The following is a 17,082-nucleotide window of genomic DNA, read 5'->3' as shown; positions in this document are numbered from 1 at the left end:
TATCGTTGACGCAGCCGCCCTGCCCGGCCCCAAGGCCGGGGATGGCGGTGCGCACGGCCCCGCCATCCTGCCATCCTGACGGCGATCAGCCGCCCAGCGCTTCTTCCGAATAGGCCGCCAGCGGCAGCGCGCTGCCCGACTGGCGAATAAGCGCCTGCTTGCGGAAGAACCGCAGCAAGCCGCTATCCCCCATGCGCGACGGGCCGAGCCCGCTCTTGCCGAAGCTTGACTTCTCGGCTTCCCAGACCAGCCCGGTCAGCGATCCGTCGTTGATCGAGATTCCGCCCGCGCGGATGCGCCGGCCCACGGCCTCGCCCTCTGCAACGCTACCGGCGAACACCGCCGCCGACAGGCCGTAAATCCCCGCATTGGCATGGGCCACCGCCTCGTCGACGGTGTCGAAGATCGTCACCGGAATGACGGGGCCGAAGGTTTCCTCGGCCAGCACCGCCATGTCGGGCGTCACATCGGCAAGCACCGTCGGACGCAGATATTTGCCGCCGCCCAGCGTTTCCACCTGTCCGCCGGCCAGCACGCGCGCGCCCTTCGCCACGGCGTCGTCGAGCTGTTCCTGCACAATTTCGGCCTGCCGCGCGAAGATGAACGGGCCGATATCGCCCTGATGCACATCGGGATAGTTGAGCCGCACCGCCTTGGCGCAGGCGACGAGATGATCGAGAAACGGCTCGGCAATCGCGCGCGCGACATAGATTCGCTCGAGCGACTGGCAGGCCTGCCCGCTGTTGACGATCGACGCGCGCAGCGCGGTTTCGGCGGCCTTGATCGGGTCCGCGCTCGCCAGCACGAGCATCGGGTCCTTGCCGCCCAGCTCAAGGCTGGCCGGGATGAACGCGCGCGCGGCGGCCTCGCCCACCTTGCGGCCGGTGGCGACCGATCCGGTAAAGGCCACGAAATCGACATGCTCGACCAGCGCCGCACCCGTTGCGCCGTCGCCTTCGACCAGCGTCAGCACACCGGCCAGTTCGGGCACTTCGGCAATCGCCGCCAGCAACGGCCGGATGAAGCGCGGGGTGATTTCGGACGGCTTGATCAGCACCGCGCACCCGGCGGCAAGCGCGGGGATGGCGTCGATCAGCGCCAGCGTGAGCGGAAAATTCCACGGGCTGATCACGCCGACCAGATCATAGGGCACCAGCCGGGTGGAGGTGGTGATCGTCGGAATCCCGGTGGCGCGGTCGTTCACCTCGCTGCGCGCGATGATCTCGGGCGCGCTGTCCGCCCAGCGGAGCAGGGTGCGCGCCATGGTATCGACCTCGATCACCGAGATCGCGGCGCGGCCGGTATCGTCGGTCAGCGCGGCGATCAGCGCATCGCGGTGACGGCCGATCGCATCGGCCAGCGCGCGCAGCTGCACGGCGCGCGCCTGCGGCGTGGCGGCCGCCCAGCCGGGCTGCGCCGCGCGTAGGTGCGCAGCAACCGCGCCCAGGGCCGCGGAATCGAGCGGTTCGATGCTGTAATCGGGTTCACCGGTACGCGGATTTACAACGGCAAGGCTCATGCCTGCGCCTCCCATGCGGATACGATCTCATTGCCCGGCGCAAACCACGCCTCGGGCCGCGCCGCGAGCTCGCCGATCAGCTTTTCAAAGGCCGAAATGCGGTAGGGCAACGCCATGATATAGGGGGTGATGTGGAGCGGCAGCACGCGCCCGCCATGCGTCTTGGCTTCTGCCGCCAGCCAGTCGAAGGCATCGATCATCTGCTGGGCATAGCTGTCGGCCGATTGCTGCTGGACGGTGATGATCTGCCGGTCGGACAGTTCATGGTTCAGCGGCAGGTTGACCAGTCCATTGGCAAAGCGCCAGGGCAGTTCGTCGTTCGCCCAGTCGCACGCATAGCGGAAACCCGCTTCCTTCAGCAGCGCAGGCGTGTTCCAGCTCTGCGACCGCGCGATCGACAGCCAGCCTTCGGGGCGCTTGCCCGTCGCCTTTTCAAGCGACGCGATCGCCCCCTCGATCAGCGCGCGCTCGTCCTTGATCGGCAGGCCGGTCGCGATCGTGCCGTTCATGTCGGTCGAATGCGCGATGATCTCGTGCCCGTCCGCCACGATGTCGCGGATCAGTTGGGGGTAACGGTCGGCAATCGCGCCGTTGGTGGCAAAGGAACCGCGTACCCCCGCCTTCTGGAACGCATCCAGCAACCGATACATGCCGATGCGCGTGCCATATTCGCGCGCCGTATAGTGGCGATAATCGGGATAGCTGGTCTGCATATGGCCCGGCGCGCGGAACGGCTTGTCCGTCGGCGTGATCGGAAACCATTCCAGGCTGACGCACAGCCACACCGCGACCGACTTGCCCTCGGGCCAGGCGACGGGCGGACGCGAAAAGATCGACGACCATGGATAAAGGTCATGGTCATACCCCTCCCGGCGCTTGGGATATTCGAGATAGGCGGGATCAAGCGCCATTGAGGGCCTCCGCATAATGATGGGCGTAATAATGGTCGGCGATCTCGCCCGCGCGGGCGATCCAGGCGCGGCCATCCTCGGCAATATGGCGGAGCACCTCGGCAAAGGGGCCGATGCGGTGCGGCTGACCGATCAGATAGGCGTGAAGCGGAATGCACATCACCGTGCCCGATTCCGCGCCTTCCTCGGCCAGGCGCTCATATTGCCGGATCAGCGTATCGGCATATTCGCGCGGGGACATGTTGTAGACGAAGAAGCCGTAATGGTCGTTGACCTCAAGGCTGTACGGGATCGAAACGAGCTTGCCCGTCTTCACATGCACCGGCTGGGGCTGATCGTCGTGATAAAGGTCGCACGTATAGTCGAGCCCATATTCGGCGATCAGATCGAGCGTGCGCGGCGTGTGGGTGAGCGCGGGGGCGAGCCAGCCGCGGATCGTCTGCCCGGTCGCCTCGCGCACGGTGCGGATCGAATCCTCGATGATCGCGCGTTCCTGCGCCTCGTCCATCCCATAGGAATAACGCGTGTTGTAGATGCCGTGGCTGAAGAATTCCCAGCCGCGCGCGTTCGCATCGTTCACCACCTCGGGATGGTGCTGGCACAGCGCCACCGACAGCGAAACCGAACCCGGAAAGCCGTATTTCGACATCGCCTCCGCCATGCGCCAGTGCGACACGCGGTTCGAATGATCGCGGTGCGAAAAGCCCACAACATCGGGGTGCGGCTTGGTCCAGCTCTTGCGCAGCGGATTGGCGGGCGGGTCGATCTCGTAATATTCGAGATTGGGCGCCACCCAGACGGCAACCTTCTTGCCGCCCGGCCATGTAATCCTGGGGCGGCCGCGATAGGGCGCGAAATCATACAGGCCGGGATCGGCTTCGCCTTCGCGCATCAGCGGGCCTCCAGCCAGTCGATCACGGTCTGTACCGGTTCGACATCGGCATATTTCAGCTGAAGATCGGTCAGATTGGCGAAGTGATAGCTTTCATGCTTGTCGGCGCTGGTTTCGATCGGAACGATCGTGCGGAACCCATAGGACAGCGAATCCACTGCGGTCGCGCGCACGCAGCCAGAGGTGCTGCCGCCGGTGACGACAACCGTATCCACCTTGTGCCAGCGCAGATAGCTGGCAAGCGGCGTCTCGAAAAAGGCCGAGGGCATGCGCTTGGTGTATTCAAGGTCGTTCGCGTCGATCTCGCAGCGCGGATCAAAGGCGTGGCGCTCGCTGCCATATTTGATGTTCTGCAGCGAATCCGGGGTGTTGGTGCGCGTGCCCCAGACGCCGGCATCGCCCGCATCGTCCTTATAGCCGACGCGGCTCCAGATCACCGGCATGCCCTTGGCACGGGCAAGGCGCGAAATGATGTTCACATATTCGATCTGGCGCGGATCGGTCTCATACGCCGTCTTGAACATGTCCGTGCGGGTATAGGCCTGCTGGAAATCCACGTTCACGATGGCCAGCTTTTCCCCGAAGCCGAACTTGTTGCGCGCCGGGTTCGCCATGACTTCCTCAAAGATCTGACGCGCCGTGCGACCATCGCAAACCATCTGGGTCCCGATCAGTGTCATTATGCCTCCTGCGAACTCGTGATTCGTACGATAGTTGAAGAAAAGGACTTGTCGAGCGGAATTTGTCCGGACAAATTAGGCGCCATGAGCATCACCCGTCACTTCATTCGCGTCGGCGATCGCCGAGTTCATTATCGCAAGGCCGGTCAGGGCCCGACCTTGCTGATGATCCACCAAAGTCCGCGCAGTTCGGCCGAATATGAACCGCTGATGGAAAAATGGGGGCAGCACTTCACGTGCATCGCGCCCGACTCGCCGGGCTTCGGCCAGTCCGATCCGCTGCCGGGCAATCCGGAAATTGACGACTTTTCAACCGCGCTTGTCGACCTGCTCGACGCGCTCGGCATCGCCAGGACGGCCGCCTATGGCTTCCACTCGGGCGGCATCATCCTGGTGGGCGCGGTCAAGCGCCATCCGGACCGTTTCACGGCGCTTGCCACCGGCGGTTATGCGATCTGGACGCCCGAAGAATCCGCGATTTTCGACAAGGGCTATCTGCCCCCCTTCCAGCCCAGCGCCTACGGCGAGCACCTGACCTGGCTGTGGAACCGGATCATCGAACAGACCTGGTTCTTCCCCTGGTTCGACGTGCGCCACGGCGCGCGAATCAGCGTCGCGCACGACGATCCGGTCAAGACCGATGCGGTGATCCGCGACATGCTCGACAGCGGCGATGCTTACCGCGCCGGCTATGGCGCGGTGCTCCGCGCGCCGCGCGATATTCCGGCGGTCGATGCGCAGACCATCCCCGTGCTGATCGCGGCCTATAATGGCGATCCGCTGCAGGCGCATATCGCGCGCCTCGGCGAACTGCCGCCAAGCTGGCGCGCCGAAGCGGTGGCAACCCCAACCGATCTCGAAGACGCCTGCCTTGCCCATCTGCTTGCGGCCGAAACCGTGCCGATCCCGACCATCGCCGAAAGCCGCGACGGCGGCTTTGCGCATGTCGCGGTGCCGGGTTTCGACGGCCTGATCCACTGGCAGGGCCAGCGCGATGCCGACACCATCGTCTTCCATGCGCCCGGCCGCGCCGCCGAACTGATCGACACCACCGATACGCTGGCGATCGACCTGCCCGGCCACGGCCTGTCCGACAATTGGCAAGCCGGCTACACCCCCGATCTCGCGGGCTGGAGCGCGGTCGCCGCAGCGGCCATCGCCGCGATCTCGGGCGCAAAGGCGCCGCAAATCATTGGTGAGGGCTTCTCCGCACTCCTCGCGGGCGCCATTGCCGCGCGCATCAACGCGCCGGGCTGGGGCGCGATCGCCGCGCATATTCCGCAGGCGGCCGATGCCGAACGCTGGGCCGATCAGGCAATCCCCGATCAGACGCCCGACCGCTTCGGCGCATATCTGAACGCCGGCTGGAGCGCGGTGCGCGGTGCGCACTTCTTCTGGCCGTGGTTCGAGGCAAAGCACGCCAACGCCATTCCGTTCGAAGCCGAAGACATCGCGCCGGAAGCGCTTGCCGCCGAACATCGCAGCCTGATCCGCGCCCGCGCAGGGCGCGCGCTTCTCGGTGCGCTCGTCGCGGCGGACCGCGATGCGATCATCGCCGCCGCCCCCGCCATCACCCGCTGGGAAAAGGCGGATTGGGCCACCGGCCGGACCGACATCTGGGCACCTGAAGGTTTTTAAAGGGAGAAGATAATGGGTATTCGTGAAGACATGCCGCTGCTGGCACGCCATGAGGGCGTGTGGGACGGTGTTTACACCTATTACAACGCTGCCGGCGAGAAGATCGACGAGCATAAGTCGCGCCTGTTCTGCCGCTTCAAGGACGACAGCGACACGCCCTATCACCAGACCAACCATTATATCTGGGACGATGGCCGCACCGATGTGCGCGATTTCCCGGCCACCTATGCCGACAAGCGCGTGTGGTGGGACAATGATCTGATCAAGGGCTGGGCCGCCGAAGTCGGTCTCGACGAATATAACCGCACCGTGATGCTCTACTGGCAGCGCCAGGGCGACCCCAGCCTGTATCTCTACGAGATGATCCAGCTTTCGGACGACGGCCAGACGCGCTGCCGCACCTGGCACTGGATCCGCAACGGCCTGCTCGAAACCCGCACCGCCATTCAGGAAAAGCTCGTCAGCCGCGACTGGGCCGCTCTTGAAAAGGAAATGGAGAATCAGGCTGCCTGATCCTCGCACCCTGTTCGGGAAAATCTGGGACCGGCACGTCGTTGCCGGTCTCTCCGGTGGCGCCGAACTGATCGCCATCGACCGGATCTTCCTGCATGAACGCACCGGTGCCGCCGCCTTGAACAGTCTCAAGGCGGCCAACCGGACGGTCGCCGATCCCGCGCGCGTCTTTTGCGTGATGGATCATATCGTCGACACGCGCCCGGGGCGCGGGGATCAGACGCTGATGCCCGGCGGGCAGGCGTTCATCACCGAAACCCGTGCGGCGGCGACCGAAGCCGGAATCACGCTGTTCGACGTGACCGACCCCGATCAGGGGATCGTCCATGTCGTCTCGCCCGAACTGGGGATCGTGCTGCCCGGCTGCACGCTGATCGCGCCCGACAGCCACACCTGCACGCAGGGCGCCTTTGGGGCGCTGGCCTGGGGCATCGGCTCGTCCGAGGCCGAACATGCGATGGCCACGGGCACGCTGCGCCTCACCCGCCCGAAAACGATGCGCGTCGCCTTTACCGGCACGCTGGCACCGGGCGTTACCCCCAAGGACATGATCCTGACGCTGATCGCGCGCCACGGCGCCGGCGGCGGCAAGGGCTATGCCGTCGAATTCACGGGCGATGCGGTCACCGCGCTCGACATGGAAGGGCGCATGACGCTCTGCAACATGGCCACCGAATTCGCCGCGATGACGGGCATGATCGCGCCCGATCAGAAGACGTTCGACTGGATTGCCGGCCGCCGCTACGCGCCCAGAGGGGCGGTGCTCGACCGCGCGATCGCCGAATGGCGGACGCTCGCCTCCGACGCGGACGCCGCGTTCGACACCGACATCACCATCGACGCCGCCGCCATCGAACCGATGGTCAGCTGGGGCACCTCGCCCGAACACGCCACCGGCATTTCGGGGCAGGTGCCCGCCGACGCGCCCGAACGCCCGCGCGCCTATATGGGTGTGGAACCGGGGCAAAAGCTGGCCGGCATCCCCATCGACGCCGCCTTTATCGGCAGTTGCACCAATGGCCGCCTGTCCGATCTGCGCCGTGCCGCCGCGCTGCTGAAGGGCCGCCATGTCGCGCCCGGCGTCAAGGCGCTCGTCGTCCCCGGATCGATGGCGGTACGCCGCGCCGCCGAGGCCGAGGGGCTCGACCAGGTCTTTACCGCAGCCGGGTTCGAATGGCGGATGAGCGGATGCTCGATGTGCTTTTATGCGGGCGGCGAAAGCTTTCCCGCCGGATCGCGCGTGATCTCGTCCACCAACCGCAATTTCGAGGGGCGTCAGGGCCCCAATATCCGCACCCATATCGCCAGCCCCGAAACCGTCGCCGCCAGCGCGATCGCGGGCCATATCGCCGATCCGCGGGAGATTGCGGCATGACCCCCTTCACCACTGTCACCTCGGTCGCGGCGCCGCTAATCCGCGACAATATCGATACCGACGCCATCATCCCCTCGCGCGAGATGAAGAGCACGGGCAAGACCGGCCTTGCCGAGGGGCTGTTCTCCGCCTGGCGCTATCTGACGCCGGGGGGACGCGATCCCAACCCCGAATTCGTGCTCAACCAGCCCGCATTCGCACAGGCTGAAATTCTGCTGGGGGGCACGAATTTCGGCTGTGGCTCCAGCCGCGAACACGCGGTCTGGGCGCTTGCCGAATATGGCATCCGCGCGGTGATCGCGCCCAGTTTCGCGCCGATCTTCGCGGGCAACTGCACGCGCAACGGCATTGTCCCGCTGGTGCTCGCCGAGGCGGCCGTTGCCGCCATCGCGCAGGATGGCGGGCCGGTGACGATCGATCTCGCGGCGCAGACGGTGACGCTCGCCAGCGGCACCGAGTGGTCGTTCGAGATCGGCGCCGAGGCCAAGGCCATGCTCTACGAAGGGCTCGACGCGATCGATCTCACCCTCAAGAACCAGGCGGAAATCGCCGCCTTTCAGGAGGCCGACAAAGCCGCGCGCCCCTGGATCTATCTCGGAGACGTTCAACCATGACGCGCATTCATATCAGCGAAGTCGGCCCGCGCGACGGCCTGCAGAGCATCGACCGGGTGATGCCGCTCGAAGCGAAAAAGGCCTGGATCGCCGCGGAAGCCGCCGCCGGCGTGCCCGAAATCGAGGTCGGCAGCTTCGTGCCGCCCAGCCTGCTGCCCCAGATGGCGGACACCGCCGAACTGATCGCCTTCGCCAGGGGGATTGAGGGGCTGTCGGTTGCCGCGCTCGTCCCCAATCTGAAGGGCGCCGAACGCGCGATCGCAGCTGGGGCGGAAAAAATCTCCATCCCCTTCTCGATGTCCGAAACGCACAGCCTGAAGAATGTCCGCAAGGATCACGCCGCGATGCTCGCCGAAATCCGCGCGATCGCAGATCTCGTCGCGCAGCAGCCCGAAGCCACGCGCCCGCATTTCGAGGTGGGTCTCGCCACCGCGTTCGGCTGCACGATCGAGGGGCCGGTGAGCGAAGACGCTGTCCGCCGCCTCGCCGGGGCCGCGATCGAAGCGGGCGCGCGCGAGGTCGGGCTGTCGGACACCACCGGTTACGCCAATCCCGCGCAGGTGAAGCGCATGGTCCGCGCGATCAAGGCGGATATCGGCGCCGATCGGCTCAACACGCTCCACCTTCACAACACCCGCGGCCTTGGCCTCGCCAACGCGCTGGCCGGGCTTGAGGAAGGCATCACCACGCTCGATTCCTCGCTCGGCGGGCTGGGCGGCTGCCCGTTCGCGCCCGGCGCGTCGGGCAATATCGTCACCGAGGATCTGGTCTTCATGCTCGAGGCGATGGGCTTCGACACCGGGATCGATCTCGAAAAGCTGCTCAAGGTGCGCAGCATCATCGCGGACGCGCTGCCCGGCGAGCCGCTTTACGGTTTCACCCCCGATGCGGGTCTGCCGCTCGGCTTCGGAAAGGTTGCAGCATGAACACGCCCGCACCACTTGCAGGCATCAAGGTTGTCGAATTCACGCATATGGTGATGGGCCCGGCGGCGGGCGCGATGCTCGCCGCGCTGGGCGCGGAAGTGATCCGCGTCGAACCCGCCGAGGGCGACAAGACACGCACGCTGCTCGGTTCGGGATCGGGCTATTTCCCGATGTACAACCGCCACAAGAAGAGCATCTCGCTCGATCTGAAATCGGCAAAAGGGCTGGCCATCGCCCAGAAGCTCGCCGCCAAGGCCGATATCCTGATCGAAAATTTCCGCCCCGGCGCGCTCGAAAAGCTCGGCCTTGGCTACGACGCGCTGTCGCAGGCCAATCCGCGCCTCATCTATTGCTCGGCCAAGGGCTTCCTCCCCGGCCCCTATGAAAAGCGCACCGCGCTCGACGAAGTCGCGCAGATGATGGGCGGGCTCGCCTATATGACCGGCCCGCCGGGACGCCCGCTTCGCGCCGGCTCCAGCGTCATCGACGTGACGGGCGGCATGTTCGGCGTGATCGGCGTGCTCGCCGCGCTTGAGGAACGCCACCGCACGGGCAAGGGCAAGCTCATCCAGGCCTCGCTCTTCGAAACCACGGTCTTCCTCGTTGGCCAGCACATGGCGCAGCTTGCCGTCACCGGGAAGGCGGCGAACCCGATGCCCGCGCGCATTTCGGCCTGGGCGATCTACGACGTGTTCGAAACCAGGGACGATCCGGTGTTCATCGGCGTCGTCACCGACGGGCTGTGGGAGAAATTCTGCGCGCTCTTCGGGCTCGACGCGCTCTGGGCCGATGAAGGCTTGCGCAAGAACAACGACCGCGTGCTCAAGCGCGATCAGATCCTGCCGCAGATCCGCGAACTGATTGCAGGCTTCACGCGGGACGAGGTGATCGCGCGCCTCGAAGGCACCGGCCTGCCCTTCGCGCCGATCGGCAAGCCCGAGGACATGTTCGACGATCCGCACCTCGCCGCCACCGGCGCGCTCGAACCCGTCACATTGGCCGATGGCCGCGAAACCCGCCTGCCCGCGCTGCCTATCGCGTTCGACGGCCAGCTCGCGGCGGCCGCGTCGGTCCTGCCCCAGCCGGGTGCCGACACGCGCGCCATCCTCGCCGATCTCGGCCTCAGCGAAGACGAAATCGCCGATCTCGCCGCCTGAGCCTCGCCCCCAAGCAAAACCGCCTCCGGAAAAACCAGTTTCCGGGGGCGTTTTTGTGTCCGGCTGGCGCGCGCAGACTAAATCGCCGGGGCCGCGTTAACTTTTCCCGCGAAAAACCGGATCAACGGTTGCCAATTCTGCATCTGCCCTGCATTGAATAGCCATCTTTCGGATGGTGCGCGGTGCAGGAACCCTGCCGCATTTCGGCACCAATAAAGGCAGGTGCTGAACTCGTTCGATGCTGATCTGGATACTCCTGATCGCCTTAACCGGCAGCTGCCTTGCCAGCCCCGTGTCGCGCCTTGCGGGGCGCTGGGCGGGCTGGGTCCTCGCACTCCTCCCCGCCGGTCTGTTCGTCGCCCTGATTGCCGCCGCGCCCGTCATGGAACGCGGCTGGGTGCTGGGGGACGGGCTGAACTGGGCGCCGCATCTCGGCATCTACCTCACCTTCCGGCTCGACGGCTTCTCGTTCATGATGTCGTTGCTGATCACCGGCATCGGTGCGCTCGTCGTCATCTATTCGGGCGCCTATATGAACGAGAAATCGGCATCCGACCGGGGCCGTTTCTTCACGCTCATCCTGCTGTTCATGACCGCGATGCTCGGCGCGGTGCTGGCCGACAATCTGATCGTCATGCTCGTCTTCTGGGAAGCGACGAGCATCCTGTCGTTCCTCCTCATCGGGTTCGACGGCAAGAATGTCCGCTCGCGGCGGTCGGCGCTGATGTCGCTCTATGTCACCGCCTTTGGCGGGCTGGCGCTGCTCGCCGCGATCCTGATGATCGGGCAGGTGCTCGGCACCTATTCGCTCGGCGACATCAAGGAACGCATCCCCGAACTTGCCGCCAGCCCGATGGTCGTGCCGATCCTCGCCGGGATCATGATCGCCGCTTTCACCAAATCGGCGCAGTTCCCGTTCCATTTCTGGCTGCCCAACGCGATGCAGGCGCCCACCCCCGCCTCGGCCTATCTCCATTCGGCGACGATGGTGAAGCTCGGCATCTATCTGCTCTCGCGGTTCGAGCCGCTGATCGCCGCGGTGCCCGGCGGGCGGCAGACGTTGATCGCGGTGGGCGCGCTCTCGATGCTGATCGCCGCGCTGCAGGCGCTGCGCGCGGAAAACTTCAAGACCGCGCTCGCCTATTCCACCATCGCCTCGCTCGGCATTCTCGTCACGCTGATCGGGCTCACCGGCCCGGCGTCGAGCGTCGCGATGGTCGGGTTCCTCTTTGCCCATGCGCTCTACAAGGCCGCGCTCTTCTTTTGCGCCGGCTCGGTGCTGCACGCCACCGGTCTCAGCACGCTCAGGTCGATGGGCGGGCTTGTGCGCTATCTGCCGCTGACCGCGCTCGCGACATTGCTCGCCAGCCTGTCGATGGCCGGGCTTCCGCCCTTTTTCGGCTTCATCTCCAAGGAATTCCTGTTCCAGGCGCAGCTTGAAAGCACGCCCGAACTGCTCCCCATGGCGATTATCGTGCTCGTCAACGCGGTGATGGTGGGGGTTGCCTCGGTCATCACGCTGCGGCCCTTCTTCCTCAATCGCGGCAAGGTCAGCGAACTGCGCCACGGCGAAAGCGTGGGGCTGGTGCTCGGCCCGCTCGTGCTCGCCTTTGCCGGGCTGTTCCTCAGCCTCGATCCCGAATGGGTGACCGCCAATGTGCTGCGCCCCGCCGCAGTCGAGGTTTATGGCCGCGCGGTCGAGGTGAATGTCTCGCTGTGGCACGGATTGACGCCGATGCTGCTGCTCAGTCTGGTCGTCGTCACGATCGGCGGGCTGATCGCGCTCAACTGGAAACGCATCCATTTGCGGCTGCGCGGCAGCAACTGGTTCGAACGCGCCGGGGTCGAACAATTCTACGAACGCGCGATCCTCACGGTGTTTCGCGGCGCGCGCGCGCTCACGCGCACGATTCAGCACGGCGATCTGCGGCGCCATCTGCTCGTCGTCATCGCGGCCACCGCGCTGCTCCTGCCCACCGCCTGGCTCGCCGCCGGAATCGCGCCGCGCCTGCCCCAGCCGACACCCATCGAATGGGGGGCGTTCCTCATCGCGGCGATCGGCGTGGTCGGGGCGCTCGCCGCCGCCTGGATGCGCGGGCTCGTCTCGGCGATGATCGCGGTCGGGCTCACCGGTTTTTCGGTGGCGATCGGCTTCCTGCTCAACGGCGCGCCCGATCTGGCGCTCACCCAATTCTCGGTTGAGGCGCTCATCGTGGTGATGCTCACCGCGCTGCTCCTCGCCATCCCGCTCGGCATTCCGCCCACGCGCCGCTACCGCGAGCGCAGGCTCGACATCATCCTCTCGGTCGTCGCCGGGCTCATCATGTTGGTTGCGCTGCTCGACATGGCGGCGGGCGGCAATGACGGCGCGGTTTCCGCCTTTTTCGGCGCCGAAAGCTATGTCGCGGCCAAGGGGCGCAATGTCGTCAACGTCATCCTCGTCGATTTCCGCGCGTTCGACACGCTGGGCGAAACCATGGTGATCGGCATGTCGGCGATCCTTGCCTGGTCGCTGCTCGGCCCGCGCCTGTACGAACCGCTGAGCAGCCCGCGCGCGCGGCGCCAGCCCGCCTTCATCCTGGTAAAGACGGCATGGCTGTTCTTCTGGGTGCTGCTCGCGCTGTCGGTGTGGATCATGCTGCGCGGCCATAACGAACCGGGCGGCGGCTTTATCGGCGGGCTCGTCGCCGCGCTCGCCTTTGCGATGATCGCGCTTGCGCATGGGATCGACCGTGCCCGTATCGCGCTCCATTTCCATCCGCTTTCCGTGATCGGCGCGGGAATGCTGCTGGTGCTCCTCGCCGGACTTCCGGGATTTTTTGAACGCGGCGCCTATCTCGTCCAGCCCTGGTACGAATTGTCGCTCGGCGGCCTCGTGCTCAAGACGAGCACCACGATGGTCTTCGATCTCGGCGTCTATGTCGTCGTGCTCGGCGCGGTCCTCTCCTTCCTCTTCGGGCTGCAAAGGGGGGCCGAACGGTGAACATCGTCTATGCGCTCATGGCCTCGATCCTGTTCGGCTGCGCGATCTACATGATCCTGTCGCGCCATCTGGTGCGACTGCTGCTCGGGCTGTCGCTGCTCACCACCGCGACCAACATCATCATCTTCCAGGCCGGGCGGATCAAAAGCGCGGCGCCGCCGCTGATCGACGAAGGCGCAAAGACGCTGGGGGCCAGCGCCGACCCGCTGCCGCAGGCACTGGTGCTCACCGCGATCGTCATCGGCTTTGCGCTCACGCTCGTCCTCGCCACGCTCAGCTTGCGCGCCTGGCGCGGCGAACGCACGCTCGATGCCTCGCAGATGCGCAGCGCCGCCGAACTGGGCAATCCCGACGAACCGGGGAAGCGCGCGGGATGAATCTGACCGGCCTTCTGCTTATCGCCCCCGTGCTCGTCCCGCTGCTGGGCGCCGCGCTCACCGCGATGCTCTATGGGCGTCCGCGCGCGCAGCGGCTGGCGATGGAAGCCAGTGTCGGGCTCATGGCGCTTGCCTCGCTCCTGCTCTTCGTCACCGTCCAGCGCGAGGGCGCGGTGGTGATGACCTTTGGCGGATGGCCGCGCCCCTTCGGTATCAGCTTTGTGGGCGATGCGCTCGCCGCGCCGCTCTCGCTCGTCACCGCGCTCATTGGCGTCGCCGGGGCAATCTATGCCCGCGCCGAGGTGGCGGCGCGCCGCCGCCGTGCGGGCTTCGACGCGCTGTTCCTCGGGCTGCTCGCCGCAGTCAACGGCGCGTTTCTGACCGGCGATCTGTTCAACCTCTATGTCTGGTTCGAACTGATGCTGCTCACCGCGCTCGGGCTCATCACGCTCGATCGGCGCAAGGCGCAGATCGACGGGGCGATCCGCTACGCCGCGATCAGCATGCTCGGCGCCACCTTCATCCTTATCGGCATCGCCTTTGTCGTCGCCGAAGCCGGCACGCTCGACCTCGCCGATCTCGCCGCGCGGACGCGGACGACGGATCCGTCGCTGTCGCTCGTCACCGGCGGCGTGCTGATGCTTGCCGGCTTCATGCTGAAGGCAGGGCTCTTCCCCTTCTTCTTCTGGCTGCCTGCGTCCTACCACACCGCGCCGGTCGCAGCCTCGGCGGTGTTCGCCGGGCTGCTCACCAAGGCGGGCTTCTACGCGGCGCTGCGCGTGCTGATCTCGCTCTTCGGCGTTCGCATGCTGCCGGGCTTTTCCGAAATCATCGCGGTCATGGCGTGCTGCACCATGCTCATCTGCGTCGCGGGCGCGCTCGCGCAGACCGATCTGCGCCGCCTCTTCGCCTTCCACATCATCGCGCAGGTCGGCTATATGGCGATGGGCCTGTCGATCGCGACGGCGGCGGGCGTCCAAGCGGCGATCTTCTACATGATCCATTCGATCATCGTGCAGACCAATTTGTTCTTTGCGGCCGGCGCCATCGCGCGCGCCGATGGCAGTTTCGACCTGCGCACCGCGGGCGGCATCGCGCGCTCGCAGCCCTTGCTCGCGATGATGGTCGCCGTGCCCATCCTCTCGCTCTCGGGCATCCCGCCACTATCGGGCTTTTGGGCCAAGTTCACCGTGATCGACGCCGCGTTCGAGGCCGGGCGCGGCTGGCTCGCCATCATCGCGATCCTTGCCGGGCTGCTCACGATCATCTCGATGGGCGCGGTCTGGGCGCTCGGTTTCTGGCAATCGCGGATCGGCGGGCGGATCGCGCGCCCCGTGCCCACCGCCATGCTCATCGCCATCGGGCTGCTGTCGTGCGCCACGGTGCTGATCGGGCTGCTGCCCGGGCTGATATGGGATGTCGCGGGCGCCGCCACGCAGGCGCTCGGGGTGGCCGCATGATCCGCCTGCTGCGCAAGCTGCGCGCGCTCGTCGCGCTCGCCGCCATCTTCCTCTACGATATCGTCATTTCCTCGCTCGCGGTGGCAAGGATCGTGGTCACGCCGGTTCCGGCGCAGGCGCCGGCGATCGTCAGGATCCCGGTAGACCTGCGCACCGAATGGGGCGTGGCGATGTTCGCCTATTTCACCTCGCTGACGCCGGGTTCGACCTGCCTGCACGTCTCCGCCGACCGCAAGCAGCTTTATCTCCACATGCTCGACGCCCCTTCGTCCGACGCCGCGATCCGCCGGTTCAAGACGCTCTATGAACGCTGGATTGGGGAGCTGGAGGCATGACCGGCTTTCCCACCCAGGCCTTTGCCAACCTCGTCATCCTGCTGCTCACCATCCCGCTCGCGCTGGCGGCGTGGCGCATGGTGCGCGGCCCCGGCGTGGCAGACCGCTTCGTCGCGTTCGACATGCTCACCGCGGTTGCGGTCGCGCTTTCGGCGGCGGCGGCGGTGGCCACCGGCTACGGCGCCTTTCTCGACGTGGGGCTTGGCCTTGCGCTCATCAATTTCGTCGCGAGCGCCGCCCTCGCGGCCTTTCTCGAACGCAAGGGAACGGGCGATGACTGAGCTGTTGGGCGCCGCGATGATCTGTGTCGGGCTCGTCTTCCTCACGCTTGCCGCACTCGGCGTGGTCCGCCTGCCCGATGCGTTCCAGCGCATGCACGCCTCCACCAAGGCAGGCACCTTGGGCGCGGCGCTGATCGTGCTGGGCGCGGTGCTGCTCAGCCGCGATCTCGGCCTGTCGACCGCAGCGATCACGATCCTTTTCCTGCTGATGACGCTGCCCGTCGCCGCCCAGTTACTCGGCCGCGCGGCCTATATCTCGGGCGCGGACCTGAAACTCACCCGCCCCGATCCGCTCGAGGGCGTGGTCGAACGCCAGGACGCCCCGCTCGAAGAACGCGCCGGCCCGCCCGATCGCCGCGAAGCCTGATTTTCCGCGCTCAGCTCTGAAAGACGATCGGGTCAACCTTTCCGGCCAGTTCGGCGGGCTTCACCGTCAGCTTGGCGAGCGTCGGCAGATCCTCGCTGAACTTCTTCGGGGTCAGCCCGGTGAACTGCTTGATCTCGCGGATGAAGTGCGACTGATCGTAGAAATTGTCGCCGATCAGATCCCCCATCTCGACCTCGCCGCGCGCCAGCTTGGTGGCGGCGCGAATGGCGCGGTATTTGCGTGAGAGCAGCTTGGGCGGAACGCCGTAAAGCCGCTTGCACTGCCGCTCGACCTGCCGGCGCGACAGCCCCACCGCGTCAACCAGATCCTGCACATCGGGCGACAGCGCGCTTTCCAGCCACTGATCGACGATCCGGGTAAAGGCGATCGGCGTTTCCTCGACATGCTTCTCCAGCGCGCGCATCACCCGGTTGCCGATCGCCACCTTGGCCTCCAGCCCGTCGGCCGCGCGCAAATCGGCAAGCGCCGCTTCCAGCTGGGGCCCGAACAATTGCGTGGCATCGATCGCGCGGTTGACCAGCGTCGACGCCTCGAACCCCATCAGCACGCCCCAACCGGCGGGCAACAGCCCCGCGCCAAAGATGCGCACCGGCCCCGTCGCACGGATGCGGGTATTGCCGGTGGTGGGGCCGACGATCGTGATCGGCGCCGAACTCGCCTCATGCCCGTCGGCGAAGGTGTAGTGCCCCTCGCCCGAAAGCATGAAGCGGATCTGCGCGAAATCGGCGCGTTCGACATCCTCGAACACGGGAACGGGCGCATGGAATTCGTAAAAGACCGACAGATACTCGCGCAAATCGCCGTCCGGCGCGGCGTAATTTAATTGAATATCCATCTACCCCGACCCGATATTTGTTCTGGTTGGGTTCAGGATAGGCAATCCGGGCGCGATATAAAAGCAGCCCGGCCAGAAGAGTTCGGGCCGGGCTGTAAGTTAAGAACCCCCAAAGAAAATCTTGAAAGGGCCCTTCGGGTCGCATGGGTGGTTTAGGTCGAACGGTCCCGATTCGTATTGTACAGAATCGACATCGCG

17 protein-coding genes are annotated in these 17,082 nt (G+C 65.9%); 12 read left to right on the top strand and 5 right to left on the bottom strand.

The annotated features are described in order from the left end of the window. Positions 1-85: 85 nt before the first annotated feature. The 4 genes from QYC26_RS09720 to QYC26_RS09705 are packed head-to-tail and all read right to left on the bottom strand — an operon-like array spanning position 86 to position 4,002. Positions 86-1,519, bottom strand: coding sequence for an aldehyde dehydrogenase family protein (locus QYC26_RS09720; protein WP_317512034.1), 1,434 nt, complete (start codon positions 1,517-1,519; stop codon positions 86-88). Next, positions 1,516-2,430, bottom strand: a complete 915-nt coding sequence (locus QYC26_RS09715; RefSeq protein ID WP_317512033.1) for a polysaccharide deacetylase family protein — start codon at positions 2,428-2,430, stop codon at positions 1,516-1,518. The genes QYC26_RS09720 and QYC26_RS09715 overlap by 4 nt, the downstream gene beginning before the upstream one ends. Next, positions 2,420-3,322, bottom strand: coding sequence for a polysaccharide deacetylase family protein (locus QYC26_RS09710; protein ID WP_317512031.1), 903 nt, complete (start codon positions 3,320-3,322; stop codon positions 2,420-2,422). Before QYC26_RS09710 ends, QYC26_RS09715 begins: the two co-directional genes overlap by 11 nt. Next, the gene (locus QYC26_RS09705) at positions 3,322-4,002 is read right to left on the bottom strand and encodes an isochorismatase family protein (RefSeq protein WP_317512030.1); all 681 of its coding nucleotides are present in this window, start codon (positions 4,000-4,002) and stop codon (positions 3,322-3,324) included. Before QYC26_RS09705 ends, QYC26_RS09710 begins: the two co-directional genes overlap by 1 nt. 84 nt (positions 4,003-4,086) lie before the next feature. Between QYC26_RS09705 and QYC26_RS09700 the strand changes: the two genes are divergently transcribed. The 12 genes from QYC26_RS09700 to mnhG all read left to right on the top strand — a co-directional run bounded on the left by QYC26_RS09700 (position 4,087) and on the right by mnhG (position 16,028). Further along, positions 4,087-5,640 (top strand): alpha/beta hydrolase, encoded by a 1,554-nt coding sequence (locus QYC26_RS09700; protein WP_317512029.1) that lies wholly within the window; start codon positions 4,087-4,089, stop codon positions 5,638-5,640. Positions 5,641-5,652: 12 nt separating this feature from the next. Then, the gene (locus tag QYC26_RS09695) at positions 5,653-6,153 is read left to right on the top strand and encodes a DUF3598 domain-containing protein (protein ID WP_317512028.1); all 501 of its coding nucleotides are present in this window, start codon (positions 5,653-5,655) and stop codon (positions 6,151-6,153) included. Then, positions 6,122-7,528 carry a 3-isopropylmalate dehydratase large subunit gene (locus tag QYC26_RS09690; RefSeq protein WP_317512026.1) on the top strand — a complete coding sequence of 469 codons (1,407 nt, stop codon included), beginning with the start codon at positions 6,122-6,124 and terminating at the stop codon, positions 7,526-7,528. The genes QYC26_RS09695 and QYC26_RS09690 overlap by 32 nt, the downstream gene beginning before the upstream one ends. Next, positions 7,525-8,142 (top strand): 3-isopropylmalate dehydratase small subunit, encoded by a 618-nt coding sequence (gene leuD / locus QYC26_RS09685; protein ID WP_317512025.1) that lies wholly within the window; start codon positions 7,525-7,527, stop codon positions 8,140-8,142. The genes QYC26_RS09690 and leuD overlap by 4 nt, the downstream gene beginning before the upstream one ends. Further along, positions 8,139-9,068, top strand: a complete 930-nt coding sequence (locus QYC26_RS09680; RefSeq protein WP_317512024.1) for a hydroxymethylglutaryl-CoA lyase — start codon at positions 8,139-8,141, stop codon at positions 9,066-9,068. The genes leuD and QYC26_RS09680 overlap by 4 nt, the downstream gene beginning before the upstream one ends. Continuing rightward, entirely contained in the window at positions 9,065-10,225 is a 1,161-nt protein-coding gene (locus QYC26_RS09675) for a CaiB/BaiF CoA-transferase family protein (protein ID WP_317512023.1), read from the top strand. Before QYC26_RS09680 ends, QYC26_RS09675 begins: the two co-directional genes overlap by 4 nt. Positions 10,226-10,463: 238 nt before the next feature. Further along, positions 10,464-13,208: a hydrogen gas-evolving membrane-bound hydrogenase subunit E gene (gene mbhE, locus QYC26_RS09670; RefSeq protein ID WP_317512022.1), complete on the top strand. Its 2,745-nt coding sequence runs from the start codon at positions 10,464-10,466 to the stop codon at positions 13,206-13,208. Further along, complete coding sequence (locus QYC26_RS09665) at positions 13,205-13,585, top strand: NADH-quinone oxidoreductase subunit K (protein ID WP_317512021.1); 381 nt, start codon at positions 13,205-13,207, stop codon at positions 13,583-13,585. Before mbhE ends, QYC26_RS09665 begins: the two co-directional genes overlap by 4 nt. Next, positions 13,582-15,045: a proton-conducting transporter membrane subunit gene (locus QYC26_RS09660; protein ID WP_317512020.1), complete on the top strand. Its 1,464-nt coding sequence runs from the start codon at positions 13,582-13,584 to the stop codon at positions 15,043-15,045. Before QYC26_RS09665 ends, QYC26_RS09660 begins: the two co-directional genes overlap by 4 nt. Next, positions 15,042-15,380, top strand: a complete 339-nt coding sequence (locus tag QYC26_RS09655; RefSeq protein ID WP_317512019.1) for a Na+/H+ antiporter subunit E — start codon at positions 15,042-15,044, stop codon at positions 15,378-15,380. The genes QYC26_RS09660 and QYC26_RS09655 overlap by 4 nt, the downstream gene beginning before the upstream one ends. Further along, positions 15,377-15,661 (top strand): monovalent cation/H+ antiporter complex subunit F, encoded by a 285-nt coding sequence (locus tag QYC26_RS09650; protein ID WP_317512018.1) that lies wholly within the window; start codon positions 15,377-15,379, stop codon positions 15,659-15,661. Before QYC26_RS09655 ends, QYC26_RS09650 begins: the two co-directional genes overlap by 4 nt. Then, a complete protein-coding gene (gene mnhG, locus QYC26_RS09645; protein ID WP_317512017.1) occupies positions 15,654-16,028 on the top strand; it encodes a monovalent cation/H(+) antiporter subunit G in 375 nt (124 codons plus the stop codon). Before QYC26_RS09650 ends, mnhG begins: the two co-directional genes overlap by 8 nt. A 10-nt stretch (positions 16,029-16,038) precedes the next feature. Here mnhG and QYC26_RS09640 read toward each other — a convergent pair whose 3' ends face one another. Continuing rightward, complete coding sequence (locus QYC26_RS09640; protein ID WP_317512015.1) at positions 16,039-16,884, bottom strand: helix-turn-helix transcriptional regulator; 846 nt, start codon at positions 16,882-16,884, stop codon at positions 16,039-16,041. Positions 16,885-17,082 lie beyond the last annotated feature (198 nt).

It is taken from the genome of Sphingomonas sp. C3-2 (genome assembly GCF_033025475.1).
Lineage (GTDB): Bacteria > Pseudomonadota > Alphaproteobacteria > Sphingomonadales > Sphingomonadaceae > Sphingobium_A.
The sequence above is the reverse complement of the archived record's forward strand: the minus strand, read 5'-3'. Positions and strand labels throughout refer to the sequence as shown.